Annotated in this window: 15 protein-coding genes; 5 read left to right on the forward strand and 10 right to left on the reverse strand. The window is 67.2% G+C overall.

All coding sequences use genetic code 11. The features are described 5' to 3' along the window. The first annotated feature begins 2 nt into the window (after positions 1-2). Entirely contained in the window at positions 3-887 is an 885-nt protein-coding gene (locus ACFOOQ_RS15120; RefSeq protein WP_379728144.1) for an ABC transporter permease, read from the forward strand. Beyond that, positions 884-1,690 carry an ABC transporter permease gene (locus tag ACFOOQ_RS15125; RefSeq protein ID WP_379728146.1) on the forward strand — a complete coding sequence of 269 codons (807 nt, stop codon included), beginning with the start codon at positions 884-886 and terminating at the stop codon, positions 1,688-1,690. The genes ACFOOQ_RS15120 and ACFOOQ_RS15125 overlap by 4 nt, the downstream gene beginning before the upstream one ends. Here the strand turns inward: ACFOOQ_RS15125 and cobD are convergent. After that, the gene (gene cobD, locus ACFOOQ_RS15130) at positions 1,687-2,727 is read right to left on the reverse strand and encodes a threonine-phosphate decarboxylase CobD (protein ID WP_379728148.1); all 1,041 of its coding nucleotides are present in this window, start codon (positions 2,725-2,727) and stop codon (positions 1,687-1,689) included. The genes ACFOOQ_RS15125 and cobD overlap by 4 nt on opposite strands. Here cobD and cbiB point away from each other — a divergent pair. Then, positions 2,726-3,727 (forward strand): adenosylcobinamide-phosphate synthase CbiB, encoded by a 1,002-nt coding sequence (cbiB, locus tag ACFOOQ_RS15135; RefSeq protein WP_379728150.1) that lies wholly within the window; start codon positions 2,726-2,728, stop codon positions 3,725-3,727. The two genes, cobD and cbiB, sit on opposite strands and share 2 nt — an antisense overlap. On the opposite strand, the gene ACFOOQ_RS15140 is transcribed toward cbiB, so the two are convergent. The 6 genes from ACFOOQ_RS15140 to glmU are packed head-to-tail and all read right to left on the reverse strand — an operon-like array spanning position 3,708 to position 10,874. Beyond that, positions 3,708-5,147 (reverse strand): cobyric acid synthase, encoded by a 1,440-nt coding sequence (locus ACFOOQ_RS15140; protein ID WP_379728665.1) that lies wholly within the window; start codon positions 5,145-5,147, stop codon positions 3,708-3,710. The two genes, cbiB and ACFOOQ_RS15140, sit on opposite strands and share 20 nt — an antisense overlap. 29 nt (positions 5,148-5,176) lie before the next feature. Beyond that, positions 5,177-5,713, reverse strand: coding sequence for a bifunctional adenosylcobinamide kinase/adenosylcobinamide-phosphate guanylyltransferase (gene cobU, locus ACFOOQ_RS15145; RefSeq protein WP_379728152.1), 537 nt, complete (start codon positions 5,711-5,713; stop codon positions 5,177-5,179). Between the two features lie 4 nt (positions 5,714-5,717). After that, positions 5,718-7,085 carry a glutathione-disulfide reductase gene (gene gor / locus ACFOOQ_RS15150; RefSeq protein ID WP_379728154.1) on the reverse strand — a complete coding sequence of 456 codons (1,368 nt, stop codon included), beginning with the start codon at positions 7,083-7,085 and terminating at the stop codon, positions 5,718-5,720. Continuing rightward, on the reverse strand, positions 7,072-7,671 hold the full coding sequence (locus ACFOOQ_RS15155; protein WP_379728156.1) for a tyrosine phosphatase family protein: 600 nt from the start codon (positions 7,669-7,671) through the stop codon (positions 7,072-7,074). Before ACFOOQ_RS15155 ends, gor begins: the two co-directional genes overlap by 14 nt. Before the next feature lie 10 nt (positions 7,672-7,681). Beyond that, entirely contained in the window at positions 7,682-9,508 is a 1,827-nt protein-coding gene (glmS, locus tag ACFOOQ_RS15160; RefSeq protein WP_379728158.1) for a glutamine--fructose-6-phosphate transaminase (isomerizing), read from the reverse strand. A gap of 13 nt (positions 9,509-9,521) precedes the next feature. Next, the gene (gene glmU, locus ACFOOQ_RS15165) at positions 9,522-10,874 is read right to left on the reverse strand and encodes a bifunctional UDP-N-acetylglucosamine diphosphorylase/glucosamine-1-phosphate N-acetyltransferase GlmU (protein WP_379728160.1); all 1,353 of its coding nucleotides are present in this window, start codon (positions 10,872-10,874) and stop codon (positions 9,522-9,524) included. Positions 10,875-11,013: 139 nt separating this feature from the next. On the opposite strand from glmU, the gene gph reads away from it, so the two are divergent. After that, positions 11,014-11,685, forward strand: a complete 672-nt coding sequence (gene gph / locus ACFOOQ_RS15170; RefSeq protein WP_379728162.1) for a phosphoglycolate phosphatase — start codon at positions 11,014-11,016, stop codon at positions 11,683-11,685. Here the strand turns inward: gph and ACFOOQ_RS15175 are convergent. Genes ACFOOQ_RS15175 through maiA form a run of 3 tightly spaced genes read right to left on the reverse strand, consistent with a single transcriptional unit; the run spans position 11,643 to position 14,744 of the window. Continuing rightward, positions 11,643-13,067: a sensor histidine kinase gene (locus tag ACFOOQ_RS15175; RefSeq protein ID WP_379728164.1), complete on the reverse strand. Its 1,425-nt coding sequence runs from the start codon at positions 13,065-13,067 to the stop codon at positions 11,643-11,645. The genes gph and ACFOOQ_RS15175 overlap by 43 nt on opposite strands. Continuing rightward, a complete protein-coding gene (locus ACFOOQ_RS15180; protein ID WP_379728166.1) occupies positions 13,064-14,089 on the reverse strand; it encodes a TAXI family TRAP transporter solute-binding subunit in 1,026 nt (341 codons plus the stop codon). Before ACFOOQ_RS15180 ends, ACFOOQ_RS15175 begins: the two co-directional genes overlap by 4 nt. Before the next feature lie 16 nt (positions 14,090-14,105). Then, a complete protein-coding gene (maiA, locus tag ACFOOQ_RS15185; protein WP_379728168.1) occupies positions 14,106-14,744 on the reverse strand; it encodes a maleylacetoacetate isomerase in 639 nt (212 codons plus the stop codon). A 178-nt stretch (positions 14,745-14,922) separates the two neighbouring features. Here maiA and thiS point away from each other — a divergent pair, with 178 nt between their 5' ends. After that, complete coding sequence (gene thiS / locus ACFOOQ_RS15190; protein WP_379728170.1) at positions 14,923-15,912, forward strand: sulfur carrier protein ThiS; 990 nt, start codon at positions 14,923-14,925, stop codon at positions 15,910-15,912. Positions 15,913-15,917 lie beyond the last annotated feature (5 nt).

Consider the following 15,917-nt stretch of genomic DNA (forward strand, 5'->3'; position numbering starts at 1 on the left):
CCATGACCCGCCGCGGCCTCGCCCTGCTTGCCCTGCCGGCGGTCTGGACGCTGCTGTTCGTTGCCGTGCCGCTCGGCCTGATCTTCAAGATCAGCTTCGCCGAGCCGCTGCTGGCACAACCGCCCTATTCCGCGCTGTTCCAGCCCGGCGAATACGGCCCGGTGCTGAAGGCGCATCTCGACAATTACGCACTGATCGTCAGCGATCCGCTGTATTTGCGCGCACTGGGCAACAGCCTGCTCTATGCGAGCATTGCAACTCTGTGCTGCCTGGCCCTCGGGCTGGCCATCGCCCGCGCGGTCAGCCGGGTCAGCGCGAACTGGCAGCCGCTGATGCTGACCCTGATCATCCTGCCGTTCTGGACCTCGTTCCTGATCCGCGTCTATGCCTGGATTGCGTTGCTGAAGCCCGAAGGCCTGATCAACGAGGCGCTGATGGCGCTCGGCCTGATCGACACGCCGCTGATCATGATCAACACCGGTTTCGGCATCGTCGTCGGCATGACCTATACCTACCTGCCGTTCGCCATCCTGCCGATCTATGCCAGCCTGGTCGGCCAGTCGCCGCGGCTGGCCGAGGCTGCCATCGATCTCGGCGCCTCTCCGCTGCGGGCCTTCTGGCTGGTCACCGTGCCGCTGGCCCGGCCGGGGATTCTGGCCGCCGCCCTGATGGTGTTCATCCCGACGGTGGGCGAATTCGTCATCCCCGACCTGCTCGGCGGCTCGGCCACCATCATGCTGGGCCAGGCTTTGTGGACGGAATTCTTCTCCAACCGCGACTGGACCATGGCGAGCGCGCTGGCGGTGCTGCTGACCGCCCTGCTGCTGGCACCTGCCCTGTGGCTGCAGCGGCTGGAACTCGGCGGCAAGCCGGGCGTGCAGTCATGAGGCGCAGGGACCCCGGCGGCCTTGCCGCCATCCATGTCACCACCCTGGTCTTCGGGCTGGCTTTCCTCTACCTGCCGATCCTGCTGGTCATCGTCTTCTCGTTCAACGCCTCGCGGCTGGTGACGGTCTGGGGCGGCTTTTCGCTGCACTGGTACAGCGTGCTGTTTTCCACGCCCGCCTATCTGGAAGCGGCCTGGATGTCGCTGCGCATCGGCATCATCGCGGCCACGCTCGGCACCCTGCTCGGTACGCTGGGCGCCCTGGTGCTGACCCGGCTGCGCCGGTTTCCCGGTCGCGGCGCCTTCGGTGGCCTGATGCTGGCGCCGATGGTGCTGCCCGACGTGATCCTCGGTGTCAGCACCCTACTGCTGTTCATCTCGCTCGGCGTCGAGCGCGGCATCGCCACCGTGGCCATGGCCCATGCCACCATCGGCGCCGCCTATGCGCTGGTGGTCGTGCAGTCGCGGCTGGTCAGCCTCGATCCCAATCTGGAGGCCGCAGCCCGCGACCTTGGCGCCGGGCCGGTGAAGGCCTTCCTGCTGGTGACGGTGCCGAGCCTGCTGCCGGCGCTGGTCGCTGCCTGGCTGCTGGCATTCACGCTGTCGCTCGATGACGTGGTGGTGGCCTCCTTCGTCAACGGTCCCGGCGCCACCACCCTGCCGGTGCGCATCTACAGCGCCGTGCGGCTCGGTGTCTCGCCCGAGATCAACGCCATCTCCACCATCCTGATCGGCGTGGTCAGCCTGTTCGTCATCATCGCCAGCCTGCTGCACAAGCGCAGCCTGCTGCGCGGCAGCCGCTAGACCAGCACCCGGTCGAAGCGCCGCCAGAATTCGGCCTCATCGGCCGGCAGGCCAAAACGCATCCACTGCGGCCGCTGCTCGAAGATGCGGACGTGGATGCCCTGCTGCTGCAGCCGCGCGGCAAAGCCGGCCGCATCGGCAACCTTCGCCAGCCGGAACAGGCTGGTGCCGCCCAGCACATGGATGTCGCGATCGCGCATCATCTGGTCGAAGCGACGCGCCCGGGCGCGCAGCTCGTCGCGCATCGCCTGCTGCCAGCCGGTATCGGCCAGCGCCGCGGTGCCGATGGCCAGCGCCGGACCGCTGACCGCCCAGGGGCCGGCCGCCTGCCGCAAGGCGTTGGTCACCACCGGATCGCCCAGCACGAAGCCGAGCCGCAGGCCGGCCAGCCCGAAGAACTTGCCGAACGAGCGCAGGATCACCAGCCCCGGCCGGTCGGCTTCCGATGCCAGCGAGGCCTCCGGCACCACATCGGCAAAGGCCTCGTCGAGGATCAGCCAGCCGCCGCGGGCGGCGAGTTCCGCCTGCCAGCGCAGCAGCAGGTCGCGACCGAGCATACGCCCATCGGGGTTATTCGGGTTGACCGCGATCAGGATGTCGGTGCCGCCGAGATTGGCCGGCAGGCTGTCGGTCTCGGTCACGGCATGGCGCGCCGGCCGCCAGCAATGGGCATGTTCGGCATAGGTCGGTCCCAGCACGGTCACCCGTGCCGGCGCGAACAGCCGGGGCAGCAACTGGATCGCCGCCTGGGTGCCCGGCAGCGCCACGAGGCCCGCTTCCGCCGGACAGCCGTAACACTGCCGAGCCGCCGCCAGCAGCGCCTGTTCGGCAGCGGCTTCGGGCAGACGCTGCCAGGCATCCGGTGCAACCGCCGGCACCGGCCAGGGCAGCGGGTTGATGCCGGTCGACAGGTCGAGCCAGTCGCCGGCGAAAGCATCCGGCATCGCCTTCAGCGCGGTCAGGTCGCCGCCATGTTTAGGCACCGCCGATTGACTGGGGCCGGCCGTCTCGCCCATGGTGGCCTTCATGTCGGTCATGGTTGATGATCTTACGGTGACGGCGGCGGCGATCAACCTCTGGATCCTGGCCGCCGCGCTCGGCTTCGATGCCATCATCGGATATCCGGATGCGCTGTATCGCGCCATCCGGCATCCGGTGGTGTGGATCGGCAGCCTGATTCGCAAGCTGGACATGGCCCTCAACCGGCCGGACTGGCGCAACAGCCGGCGCCGTGCCGCTGGCGCACTCGCGGTGTTGGTCGTTGTGGCGATCTGCGGCGGCGTCGCGACCAGCATCAGTATCGTTCTGCACAGCCTGCCGTGGGGCTGGCTGGCCGAAGCCGTTCTGGCCGCCAGCCTGATCGCCCAGCGCAGCCTCTACAGCCATGTGGCGGCCGTGGCCCGCGGGATGCAACAGGACGGACTGGCCGGCGGCCGCGCCGCCGTGGCGATGATCGTCGGTCGCGACCCCGACAGCCTCGATGCCGCCGCCGTCAGTCGCGCCGCCATCGAGAGTCTGGCCGAAAACTTTTCCGACGGCGTGGTGGCACCGGCTTTCTGGCTTGCCGTCGCCGGCCTGCCCGGCATCGTGATCTACAAGGCGATCAACACCGCCGACAGCATGATCGGTCATCGCAGCGACAGATACCGTGCCTTCGGCTGGGCGGCGGCGCGGCTCGACGATCTGGTCAACCTGCCGGCTTCGCGCCTGTCCGCCCTGCTGCTCGTCCTCGCCGCCGCTCTGCTGCCCGGTGCCCGGCCGGCCGCGGCCTTCGGCGCCGTCGAGCGCGATGCCGGCCGGCACCGTTCGCCCAATGCCGGCTGGCCCGAAGCCGCCATGGCCGGGGCATTGGGCCTGAAACTCGCCGGGCCGCGCCGTTACGGCGATGCCTGGGTCGAAGATCACTGGATGGGTGGGCCGGACGGGCGGGCGGCGGCGGACGCCGGCGATATCCGCCGCGCGCTCCGCCTCTATGTCGTCGCCTGCAGCCTGCTGGCGGCTGTGGTGGTGCTGTCGGCTATCGCGCTGCAGCGATGAGCGCGTCGACGTCGAGATGGCGCTCGATGGCTTCGGCCAGGGCATCGAGCGCTGCCTCGACGCCGCCCTCGTAATCCCCGAGGCCGAAATCCCGGCCGGCCAGCGCCGACAGGAAGGCGCGGCGGAAACCATCGCCAGCGAACAGGCCATGCAGGTAACAGCCCGCCACCCGGCCGTCATCCGACACCGCGCCGTCATGGTGGCCGGCCAGTCGCAGCAGCGGCCGCGTGGCATCCGGCCCCATGGTCGCGCCGACATGCATCTCGTAGCCGCGGATCGCCTCGCCGGTGAAACGCTCGTAGCCATGGGTTTCGACCAGCGTCTTGCTGCCTTCCAGCACGGTTTCGACCTGCAGCAGGCCGAGGCCCTCGACGGCTTCCGGCACCCCCTCGATGCCATGCGGATCGGCGATACTGCGCCCAAGCATCTGGAAGCCGCCACAAATCCCGAGCACGCGGCCGCCGCGCCGCAGGTGTCCGGCGAGATCGAGGTCCCAGCCCTGTTCGCGAAAGAACTTCAGGTCGGCAATGGTGGCCTTGGAGCCAGGCAGGATGACCAGCGCGGCATCGCCCGGCAGCGGCTGGCCGGGCTGCACGAAGACCAGCCGTACGCCGGCTTCCTGCCGCAGCGGATCGAAATCGTCGAAATTGGCGATGTGTTTCAGGCGCGGCACCGCGATCACGACATCGCCGGCGCCATCGCCCGGACGGTCCAGTGCGACGGCATCCTCGGCCGGCAGGCGGCCGACCTCCGGCAGATGCGGCAGCACGCCGAAACTGCGCCAGCCGGTGCGATCAGTGATGATCCCGAGCCCGTCGTCGAACAGGCTGGGGTCGCCGCGGAACTTGTTGATCACATAACCGGCGACCAGCGCACGTTCATCGGGCTCCAGCAGGACATCGGTGCCGACCAGGCTGGCGATCACGCCGCCGCGGTCGATATCGCCCACCAGCACCACCGGCACGCCGGCACGCCGGGCAAAGCCCATATTGGCGATGTCGTTGGCGCGCAGGTTGACCTCGGCCGGCGACCCGGCTCCCTCGACGATGACGAAATCGGCATCGGCCTGAAGCCGTGCGAAGCTGTCGGCGACGAAAGGCCACAGCTCGGCCTTGCGGCCGAGATAACCGCGCGCGTCGGTCGTGCCGTGCATGCGGCCCTGCACGATGATCTGCGAGGTGCGGTCACCCTGCGGCTTCAGCAGCACCGGATTCATGTGCACGCTGGATGCAACCCCGGCGGCGCGGGCCTGCAGGGCCTGGGCCCGGCCGATCTCGCCGCCCTCCGCGGTGACGGCGGCGTTGTTCGACATGTTCTGCGGCTTGAACGGCAGCACGCGATGGCCGCGCCGCACCAGCGCCCGGATCACGCCGGCACACAGCACCGACTTGCCAACATCGGACCCGGTGCCCTGGAACATCAGGGCGCGGGCCTGCGCCGGCCCAGCCGTCACTTCAGCACCAGCGGCAGACCGGCCGCCGTGAAAACCACATGGTCGGCCACCTGTGCCACCGCCTGGTTGAGCCGGCCCTGATGGTCGCGAAAATTGCGGGCGAGCTTGTTGTCGGGCACGATGCCGAGGCCGACCTCGTTGGAAACCAGCAGCACGGGAAACACCACGGCCTGCAGGGCCGCCAGCAGCTCGGCGGTCTCGGCGCCGATATCACGCCCGGCATGCATCAGGTTGGACAGCCAGAGCGTCAGGCAGTCGATCAGCACCACGCCGCTTTCCGGCGGCAGGGCACGCAGCACTTCGGCCACCGCGACCGGTGCCTCGATGCTGCGCCAGCGCCCGCCGCGGCGGGCCTTGTGTTCGGCGATCCGTGCCCGCATCTCGTCATCGCGCGCCTCGGCGGTGGCGATATAGACCGCCGTGCCATCGCGCCGCTCGGCCAGTTGCTCGGCCAGGCGCGACTTGCCGGAGCGGGCGCCGCCGAGGATCAGGGTGATCCCGGCATCATGACGCAGGCCAGCGGCCACCGCCATGCGATCAGGCCTTCACCGGTTCGCGCACCTTTTCGCGCAAGGTGACGAATTCCTCGGCCGCCGTCGGGTGCACGCCAACCGTGGCGTCGAAATCGGCCTTGGTGGCGCCCGCCTTGATGGCGATGGCGAGGCCCTGGATGATCTCGCCGGCATCGTCGCCGACCATATGGGCGCCGACCACCCGGTCGCTGCGCGCATCGACCACCAGCTTCATCATCACGCGGCCCTCGCCGCCCGATACGGTCGCCTTCAGTGGCCGGAAGGTCGTGCGGTAGACGTCGATCTCGCCATACTGCTTGCGGGCATCGTCTTCGCTCAGCCCGATGGTGCCGACCGGCGGCTGGCTGAACACGGCGGCCGGGACATTGGCATGATCCATGGAGCGCGGCTTCTTGCCGAACACCGTGTCGGCAAAGGCATGGCCCTCGCGGATCGCCACCGGGGTCAGGTTCATGCGGTTGGTGACGTCGCCAACGGCGTAGATGTTCTCGACGCTGCTGCGCGAATATTCGTTCACGACAACGGCACCCTCGGCGTCGGTCTTCACGCCAACCGCTTCGAGACCGAGACCGTTGGTGTTCGGCTGCCGGCCGGTGGCGGCCATGACCGCGTCGGCTTCCATGGTGTTGCCGTCGGTGAGATGCACCAGCAGGGCATTGCCCTGCTTTTCCAGCCTGGCCACATCGGTCTTCAGCCGCAGGTCGATGCCGCTCTTGACCAGCTCGCCGGCCAGGTGGCCGCGAATATCGTGATCGAAGCCGCGCAGGATCTGCTCGCCGCGGTACAGCTGCGTCACCCCGGCGCCAAAACCATTGAAGATGCCGGCGAATTCACAGGCGATATAGCCGCCGCCGATGATGATGATGCGCTTCGGCATCGCCTTCAGGTGAAAGGCCTCGTTCGAGGTGATCATCAGCTCGGCGCCGGGCACCGCCGGCTTGACCGGGTGGCCGCCGGTGGCGATCAGGATCTTGTCGGCCGTCACCGCCCGGTCATTGATGACGACGGTATGGGCGTCCTTCAGCGTGGCGCGACCGTCGAAGGTCTTCGCGCCGGCATTCTCGAACAGGCCGCGATAGATCGTCTCGAGGCGACCGATTTCCCTGTCCTTGGCGGCGATCATGGTCGGCCAGTCGAAGCTGGCCGGCGGCGCCGTCCAGCCAAAGGCGGCGGCATCCTCGAAATAATGGCCAAAGGCCGAACCGTAGACCAGCAGCTTCTTCGGCACGCAGCCGCGGATCACGCAGGTGCCGCCGTAACGGTATTCCTCGGCCACCGCGACGCGCGCGCCATGGCCCGCGGCGATCCGGCCGGCGCGCACGCCGCCCGATCCGCCACCGATCACGAAGAGGTCGAAGTCATACTGGCTCATAGGGGTCCGGTCCTTCCGCATACTCCGCAGGCAATTCATGCCCACGACCGACGCTGGAGATCAAGGTCCGAACCTCGGGATAGCGATGGGCTGTCGCAATGTGGTGCAGACGGAGCGCTTCGACAAGCGCGCCGCCGCGCCCCAGCAGGCGGTCGGCATGGCCGACCAGCACCGTATTAGGCCAGGCCCGGGGCCGGATATCGGCGAGCGCAGCAAAAATATCCGCTTCCCGCCCGGGGTTGCGCTGACTCATCAGGGCGATGGCAGCCGCCGTCGAGCGGGACACCCCGGCGTAGCAATGCACCAGCAGGTGACGGACTTGTGATCCGGCCAGTTTTTCGCCGACCGCCAGGATTGCCGCCATGTCGGCCTCGCTGGGCAGGGCCCGGGCCGGCTCGGCCGTCACGATGTCATAGAACCGGAAGTCATCGCGCCGGGCGGCCGGATGGTGGACATAGCCCTCCGGTTCCGGCGTCCCGGGATCGAGGATGCCGAGGATATGGCTAACCTCGCCCTGCTGGCCGAGTTCGGCAACGCCGCAGATGCTGAGCCGGAACGGCAGCAGTCCGCGTTCGACGACACTCATTCGCCCGCCCTCATTCTACCGTCACCGACTTGGCGAGGTTGCGCGGCTGGTCGACATCGGTGCCCTTGAGCACGGCGACATGATAGGCCAGCAACTGCACCGGAATGGCATAGAGGATCGGCGCCACGAAAGGCTCGACCTCGGGCAGCACAACGGTGGCGAAGGTGCGGTCGTCGACATGGGCCAGGCCCTTCCTGTCGGACATGAAGATGACCTTGCCGCCGCGTGCCATCACCTCCTGCATGTTCGAGATGGTCTTCTCGAACAGGCTGTCGCTCGGCGCGATCACGATCACCGGGACCACCTCGTCGATCAGGGCGATCGGGCCGTGCTTCAGTTCGCCGGCGGCATAGCCCTCGGCATGGATATAGGAGATTTCCTTCAGCTTCAGCGCGCCTTCCAGCGCCAGCGGGAAACACGGGCCGCGGCCGATATACAGCACGTCGCGGGCATCCATGATCTTCTCGGCCAGGGCATGCAGGTCGTCGTCATGGTTCAGCACTTCTGCTGCCCGCGCCGGCACTTCGACCAGCGCGGCCATCAGCCGGCGCACCTCCTCGGCCGGCAGGGCGTTGCGTGCCTGCGTCATTGCCAGGCTGAAGGCTGCGAGCGTCACCAGCTGGCAGGTAAACGCCTTGGTCGAGGCGACGCCGATTTCCGGGCCCGCCTTGGTCAGCAGGATACCGTCCGCCTCGCGCGCCATACTGCTTTCCGGCACGTTGACGATGGCCAGCGTTCGGCCGCCCTGGGCCTTGACGTAGCGCATGGCGGCAAGCGTGTCCGCGGTCTCGCCCGACTGCGAGATGAAGATCGCCAGCCCCTGGGTGTCGACCGGCGCCTCGCGATAGCGGAACTCGGAAGCGACATCGACCTCGACGCCGATGCGGGCATAACGCTCAAGCCAGTATTTCGCGACCATGCCGGAATAATACGAGGTACCGCAGGCGACGATGGTGATCCGCGTGATGCTGCCGAGATCGATACCGAGATCGGGCAGATGGGCCAGACGGTCTTTCGGGCCGATCACGGTATTGATGGTATCGCCCATCACCGCCGGCTGCTCGTAGATCTCCTTCAGCATATAGTGGCGATAGTTGCCCTTGCCGATCATGGCGCCGCTGATCGCGGTCGCGCGCACCACACGCTCGGCCGGCTTGCCGTCGGCATCGAGGAACCGCGCGCCGGTGCGGCTGAGGATGACGCAGTCGCCTTCTTCCATATAGGCGATGCGGTCGGTCAGCGGCGCCAGCGCCAGCGCGTCCGAGCCGAGATACATCTCGCCATTGCCGAAGCCGACCGCCAGCGGCGCGCCGCGACGGGCGCCGATCAGCAGGTCTTCCTCGCCATGAAACAGGATGCCGAGCGCAAAGGCGCCGCGCAGCCGGCCGAGTGCCGCCAGCACCGCCTGTTCCGGCGACTTGCCGTCGGCCAGATACTGGTCGATCAGCCGCAGCGCCACCTCGGTATCGGTCTGGCTCTGGAACTTGTGGCCGCGCGCGATCAGCTCCTCGCCGATCTCGCGGTAATTCTCGATGATGCCGTTATGCACCATGGCGACCCGTTCGGTGGCATGCGGATGAGCATTGGCTTCGTTCGGCGCGCCATGGGTGGCCCAGCGGGTATGGGCGATGCCGATCAGGCTTTGCATCGGCTCGTTCCGCAGCTTGTCTTCCAGCCGGACGATCTTGCCCTCGGCGCGGCGGCGCTCGATGGCGCCGGTGGCCGACAGGGTGGCGATGCCCGCCGAATCATAGCCGCGGTATTCCAGCCGCTTCAGGCCATCGACCAGCAGGGGAACAACGTCACGCGAGCCGATGACACCGACGATTCCGCACATGGAAAAACTCCTGCTACTTCTTCTTGGCCTTCTGGGCCGATTTGATGGCGCGGAACTTCGCGGCGAAGCCCGGTTTGTCTTCCTGCCTGCCGCGGCCGACGCTGAGCGCATCGGCCGGCACGTCACGGGTGATCACGCTGCCGGCGGCGACGATGGCGCCGGCGCCGATCTTCACCGGTGCGACCAGCGCCGAATTCGAGCCGATGAAAGCCCCGGCGCCGATATCGGTATGCGACTTGAAGTAGCCGTCGTAATTGCAGGTGATGGTGCCGGCGCCGATGTTGGCTGCCGCGCCCACCCGGGCGTCGCCGATATAGGTCAGGTGATTGACCTTGGCGCCCTTCTCGATGCGGGCATTCTTGATCTCGACGAAGTTGCCGATATGCGCACCTTCGGCAATCGCAGCACCGGGCCGCAGGCGGGCGAAGGGCCCGATGGTGGCGCCGGCGGCGATGCTGGCGCCCTCGACATGGCTGTGGCTGCGGATCAGCACATCGTCGCCGACCGTAACGCCGGGGCCGAACACCACGAAGGGTTCGATGGTGACATCGCGGCCAAAACGGGTATCGGTGCGCAGGTATACGGTCTCCGGCGCCGTCATGGTGACGCCGGCGGCCATGGCCTGCCGGCGCAGGCGCTGTTGCAGCGCCGCCTCGGCGACCGCCAGCTCGGCGCGGTTGTTGATTCCCATCACTTCGACCGGATCGGCTTCGGTCACACGGCAGGTCCAGCCCTGCGCGCGGGCATGCTCGACGATATCGGTCAGCAGGTATTCGCCCTGGGGATTGCGGTCGGTCAGTTTCTTCAGCAGGGCCGGCAGCCGCGCGCCATCGATGGCCATCAGCCCGGCGTTGCACAGGCGGACGGCGCGTTCGGTCGCATCGGCATTCCTGTATTCGACGATCTTCTCCAGCGCGCCGTTGCGGCCGACGATCAGCCGGCCATAGGCGGCAGGATCGGCCGGCGTGAAGCCGGTGATCACGGCGGCCGGATCGGCCTTGGCCCGGCGCGCCGCCAGCAGGCGCTTCAGCAGGTCCGGGGTCAGCAGCGGCGTGTCGCCATAGAGCACCAGCACATCGCCGGTGAAGCCCTTCAGCGCCGGCAGTGCCGCCATCACCGCATGTCCCGTGCCGCGTGGCGGGTCCTGCACGACGACCGCGGCCGGCGCCACTGCCTGCGCCAGGTTCTCCTGGCCCTTGCCGACCACGACCACGACACGCTCCGGCTTCAGTGTGGCGGCCGCATCCAGTACATGGCGGACCATCGGCAGGCCGGCCACCGGATGCAGCACCTTGGGCAGCCGCGACTTCATCCGCGTGCCCTGGCCCGCCGCCAGGATAACCACTGCTGTTGTCCGTTTCGCCATCGATCCGATCCGTGTAGAAAAGCTGCGTCAGGAAAGCGATTCGCCGCTGCAACGCGGCGGGACAGTGTCATAGCTGCCGGGGCGGATGGAAATCAAATGCTCTTTCCGTCTGTTTCAGGCTCTTTCAAAATGTAACATCATGATTCGCAAAGCTATTCTCTTCGATCTGGACGGTACGCTGGTCGATACGGCGCCCGATCTCTCGGCCGCCACCGACCACGCGCTGCAGCAGGTCGGCCGGCCGGCCGTGGGCCTTGCAGCGGTGCGGCAGATGGTTGGCGACGGCGCGCGGGCCATGATCGAGAAAGGCATGAAGGCGACCGGTGGCATGCCGGCGCCGGATATCTTCGAAGCCGCATTTTCGGCCTTCCTGACCTACTATTCCGCGCATCTGTCCGATACCAGCCGGCCCTTCCCCGGTACGGTCTCCTGCCTGGCCCGACTGGCCGAGCAGGGCTATGCCATGGCGGTCTGCACCAACAAGCCCGAAGGCCTCAGCCGCAGCCTGCTCGACCAGCTCGGCCTGTCCGGCTTTTTCAGCGCCGTGGTGGGTGGCGACACCCTGCCGGTCCGCAAGCCCGATCCTGCCCATATCCACGGCACGCTGGAGCGCATGACAGGCGCCCCCTTCGGCTGGGCCGCGATGGTCGGCGATTCAGCGAACGACATCAATGCGGCGAAAGCCGCCGGCCTGCCGAGCGTGGTGGTCAGCTTCGGCTATACCCGCATTCCGGCTGCCGAGCTTGGTGCCGACCGGCTGGTCGATCATTACGACGACCTGCCGGGGGCCCTCTCCGCACTGGGCGGCTGACCCCATTCCACCACCCGCTGCCGCGGCAAGTGGGCGGTGACCCGGGTTCCCTCGCCCGGCGTCGATTCGATCTGCAGTCGTCCGCCATGCATGGTGACAAGGCGCTCGCTCAGCGGCAGACCGAGGCCGGTGCCGGACTGCATGCGGGTCATGGCATTCTGGATCTGGCCGAAGGGCTGCATCGCGATCCGGATCTGCGCCAGCGTCATGCCGATCCCGGTATCCGCCACCACATAGGCAAAGCCGCCGTCTTCATCGGGCCCGGCCGACAGGGTGACGCGACCTGCCGCGGTGAACTTCACGGCATTGGTCAGCAGATTGATCAGCACCTGCAGCAGGGCACGCCGGTCGGCGCGCAGATGCACCGGTCGCGCCGGCGGCACAATGTCCAGGGTAAGATGCGCCTGCACCATCTTCTCGCGCACCAGGCGCACCGCCGCATCCATGATCTCGCCGGCATCGAATTCGTCATCGGCCAGCTCGAACTTGCCGGCCTCGACCTTGGACAGGTCGAGGATGTCGCCGATGATCGCCAGCAGATGCTCGCCGCTGGACAGGATGTCGGCGGCATATTCCCGGTAGCGCGGCGGGCTGACCGGACCCAGCATCTCGTCGCGGATGATGGTCGAAAAGCCGTTGATGGCATTGAGCGGCGTGCGCAGCTCGTGGCTCATGTTGGCGAGGAATTCCGATTTCGCCCGGTTCGCCTCCTCGGCGGCGCGCTTGGCCGCCAGTGCGCCGGCCTCGGCCTGTTCCTTCAGGTCGAGCAGATGCCGCTGCCGGAACAGCAGCAGCACCAGGCCGAGCAGCAGCGCCGCCGCGAAGGCGGTGAGGATGCCCACGCCATTGGCGAAACGATCCAGCCGGCTCTCCTGCAGCAGCAGCATGTTACGCGCCATCTCGCGCGATTCCGCCAACAGCGTGACCAGCTGTTTCTCGGCATCGCGGGCCCGGCCGTACATCAGCGCCATGGTGGCAACGGATTCGGGAGCCTGCCCCGGCACGCCGTTGTCGAACCAGGACTGCAGATCCTGGATCACCGGGTTGGCGACGGCATACATGCCGGCCGCACCCACCATGTTGTCGAGATTGTAGTTGGCCCGTAGCACGTCGGCCCGGCGGCGCGCCTCGCCCAGATAGATCGCCACACGCTCGCGATTGACCGCGATCGGCTCGCGACGCCAGATTTCGATCGCCCAGGCCAGATAGCTGATTTCGCGGGTCAGGGTTTCCGCATCGCGCTCCTGGTCCAGCAACGTCACCGGCAGGTCGCGCGCCACCGAGGTCAGGGTATCCTGCAGATAGACGGCAATGCCGATGGCGCCCAGCACGATCAGGGCGACGGCGATGCGGGTCTGGCTGCGCCCGAACCCGAACTTCATTGCAACAGACCATGGTCCCGGTAGAAACGCGCCGCACCGGGATGCAGCGGCAGGGTCCGCCCGGTCAGCGCATCGGGCAGACGGATATCCGCGCCGCGCAGATGGCCTTTCACCAGAATCCGGTGGCCGCGTTCACTCCACATGGCCGCAAGCATATTTGCCACCAGATCGTCCGGCAGATCTGCGCGCACCAGCAACTGCGCCCCGACCATGAAGGTCGTCACCGCCGGGGTGCCGGCATAGGCATCGGCCGGAATCTGACCGCGATTGAGGAACGGGTTGGCCTTGATCAACCCGTCGATCTGGCCATCATCAAGCGACAGCAGCGTGGCATAGCCGGCTCCGACGGCGTCGGCGACGGATTTGGCCGGCCAGCCGGCGAGAATAAAAAAGGCATCGAGCTTGCCGGCAACCATGCGGCTCATGGCGAGGTCCGGCTTGATATAGACGCCGCGCAGGTCGTTATCCTGCATGCCGTAGGCGGCCAGCAGGTTGCGCACATTGATCAGGGTGCCCGATCCCGGCTCGTCCAGCGCCACCGGACGGCCGCGCAGATCCGCGAAGCGGCGGATGCCGGCCGTGCGCCGCACCACCACATGCATCGCCTCGGAATAGAGATGCGCGAGGAACCGCAGCCGGTCATGCGCCGGCCGGCCGGCGAACAGCGCCGTGCTGCGGAAGGCCCAGTCGGCCACGTCGGCCTGGACCAGCGCGGCCTCGATCTCGCCATTCTGCAGCGCATCGACGTTGGATACCGAACCGTTCGACGTCTGCGCCACGGCGATCAGACCGGGCACGCCACAGCGCGCATCGGGACAGTCGGTGCCTTTCGACGTGTCGCTGATCGCCCGCGCGATCAGGCTGCCGATCGGAAAATACGTGCCGCCCTGGCCGCCGGTGCCGATCCGCAGGAACCGCGGCTCGGTCCGCGCCGCATCCTGCGCAGCCACCGGGCCGGCCGCAACCATGCCGGCAACCAGCAGGACAGCCAGCCCCCATAGCGGCAGCCGGCTCCGCCTCACAGACCCGGAGTCCGGATTATTCCGCATCCGGCTGCTTGTCCGGGGCCGCCCGGGCGAAAGCCTCGATCTGGGCGCATTCGGCGGCGATCCGCTCGACGGTCGGACAGGCCGACAGGTCGCATTTGAAGCGGCGGGCATTGGCCACCTGCGGCACCAGGCAGATGTCGGCGATGGTCGGGCTGTCACCGTGACAGAAGCGGCCGGTTGCCGGATCCCTGGCCAGAATGGTTTCGACCGCCTGCAGGCCGTCCTCCACCCAGTGGCGATACCAGGCATCCTTCTTGTCCTCGGCGACGCCAAGGTCCTTCATCAGATAGCGTAGCACGCGAAGGTTGTTGATCGGATGAATATCACAGGCGATCGCCTGGGCCAGTGCCCGGACCCGCGCCCGTTCGACCGGGTCGCGCGGCAGCAGGGCCGGTTCCGGGCGGGTTTCCTCCAGATATTCGATGATCGCCAGCGACTGGGTCAGCAGATGGCCGCCATCATCCAGCGTCGGCACCAGTTTCTGCGGGTTGATTCCGGCATATTCGGGGGAAAGCTGGTCATTCTTTTGCAGATGGATGAAGCGGTAGTCGTAGGTCAGCCCCTTGAGATTGAGGGCGATCCGGACCCGGTATGCAGCCGAAGACCGGAAATAACCGTAAAGCAGCATCTGTTCCTCCTCATAGTGGCGGGATTTTACTGCAGAAGCGTGACATTACAAAGCCTTGTCAGATTCCGTGGCGGCCGGTAAAGGGTTGCCCCTCTCCGCCGGCCGCACTATTGTCGGCGCGCTTTTCCGGTCCCATCTGACAGTCTTGGGACAGAACAAGCACCGGGGTGATCAGGTCATGCAATTGACGATCAATGGAGAGACCCGCGACGTTGCGGGCGCGGCAACGGTGGCGCAGCTGCTGGCGTCGCTGGAACTCGATTCCCGCAAAATTGCCATCGAACTGAACCGCGAGATCGTGCCGCGCTCCGCCTATGGCGAGACCGGCCTGAACAGCGGCGACCGGATCGAGATCGTGCATTTCATCGGCGGCGGCAACGCGCCCCTGGGTTCTGGTCTGGACGATTATTTCGAGGTCGCCGGCCGGCGCTTTCGCTCGCGCCTGCTGGTCGGCACCGGCAAGTACAAGGATTTTGAGCAGACCAGGCTGGCCATCGAGGCCTCGGGCGCCGAAATCGTCACCGTGGCGGTGCGCCGGGTCAATGTGACCGACCGCAACCAGCCGATGCTGGTCGATTACGTCGATCCGAAGATCTATACCTACCTGCCCAATACCGCCGGCTGCTTCACCGCCGACGATGCCGTGCGCACCCTGCGGCTGGCCCGCGAGGCCGGTGGCTGGAAGCTGGTCAAGCTCGAGGTGCTCGGCGACCAAAAGACGCTGTATCCCGACATGGAACAGACCCTGGCGGCGACAAAGCTGCTGGTCAAAGACGGCTTCGACGTCATGGTCTATTGCGCCGATGATCCGATCGCGGCGAAGAAGCTGGAAGACCTCGGCGCCTGCGCGATCATGCCGCTGGCCGGCCTGATCGGCTCCGGCCTTGGCATCCAGAACCCGGTCAACATCCGCATCATCATCGAGAATGCCAGGGTGCCCGTTCTGGTCGATGCCGGCGTCGGCACCGCCTCGGATGCCGCCATCGCCATGGAACTGGGCTGCGACGGCGTGCTGATGAACACGGCCATTGCCGAGGCGAAAGACCCGATCCGCATGGCCCGCGCCATGAAACTGGCTATCGAAGCCGGCCGCCTTGCCTACCAGTCCGGCCGCATGCCGAAAAAGCGCTATGCCGATCCGTCATCGCCGCTTGCCGGCCTGATCTGACCCTT

This window comes from Ferrovibrio xuzhouensis (genome assembly GCF_042648965.1).
Lineage (GTDB): Bacteria > Pseudomonadota > Alphaproteobacteria > Ferrovibrionales > Ferrovibrionaceae > Ferrovibrio > Ferrovibrio xuzhouensis.

What these genes read in the sequence shown, in the direction of transcription:
- ACFOOQ_RS15120 (WP_379728144.1), top strand. Translation starts at nt 3, where the DNA reads ATGACCCGCCGCGGCCTCGCCCTGCTTGCCCTGCCGGCGGTCTGGACG.
- ACFOOQ_RS15125 (WP_379728146.1), top strand. Translation starts at nt 884, where the DNA reads ATGAGGCGCAGGGACCCCGGCGGCCTTGCCGCCATCCATGTCACCACC.
- cbiB (WP_379728150.1), top strand. Translation starts at nt 2,726, where the DNA reads ATGGTTGATGATCTTACGGTGACGGCGGCGGCGATCAACCTCTGGATC.
- cobD (WP_379728148.1), bottom strand. Translation starts at nt 2,727, where the DNA reads ATGACCGACATGAAGGCCACCATGGGCGAGACGGCCGGCCCCAGTCAA.
- ACFOOQ_RS15140 (WP_379728665.1), bottom strand. Translation starts at nt 5,147, where the DNA reads ATGTTCCAGGGCACCGGGTCCGATGTTGGCAAGTCGGTGCTGTGTGCC.
- cobU (WP_379728152.1), bottom strand. Translation starts at nt 5,713, where the DNA reads ATGGCGGTGGCCGCTGGCCTGCGTCATGATGCCGGGATCACCCTGATC.
- gor (WP_379728154.1), bottom strand. Translation starts at nt 7,085, where the DNA reads ATGAGCCAGTATGACTTCGACCTCTTCGTGATCGGTGGCGGATCGGGC.
- ACFOOQ_RS15155 (WP_379728156.1), bottom strand. Translation starts at nt 7,671, where the DNA reads ATGAGTGTCGTCGAACGCGGACTGCTGCCGTTCCGGCTCAGCATCTGC.
- glmS (WP_379728158.1), bottom strand. Translation starts at nt 9,508, where the DNA reads ATGTGCGGAATCGTCGGTGTCATCGGCTCGCGTGACGTTGTTCCCCTG.
- glmU (WP_379728160.1), bottom strand. Translation starts at nt 10,874, where the DNA reads ATGGCGAAACGGACAACAGCAGTGGTTATCCTGGCGGCGGGCCAGGGC.
- gph (WP_379728162.1), top strand. Translation starts at nt 11,014, where the DNA reads ATGATTCGCAAAGCTATTCTCTTCGATCTGGACGGTACGCTGGTCGAT.
- ACFOOQ_RS15175 (WP_379728164.1), bottom strand. Translation starts at nt 13,067, where the DNA reads ATGAAGTTCGGGTTCGGGCGCAGCCAGACCCGCATCGCCGTCGCCCTG.
- maiA (WP_379728168.1), bottom strand. Translation starts at nt 14,744, where the DNA reads ATGCTGCTTTACGGTTATTTCCGGTCTTCGGCTGCATACCGGGTCCGG.
- thiS (WP_379728170.1), top strand. Translation starts at nt 14,923, where the DNA reads ATGCAATTGACGATCAATGGAGAGACCCGCGACGTTGCGGGCGCGGCA.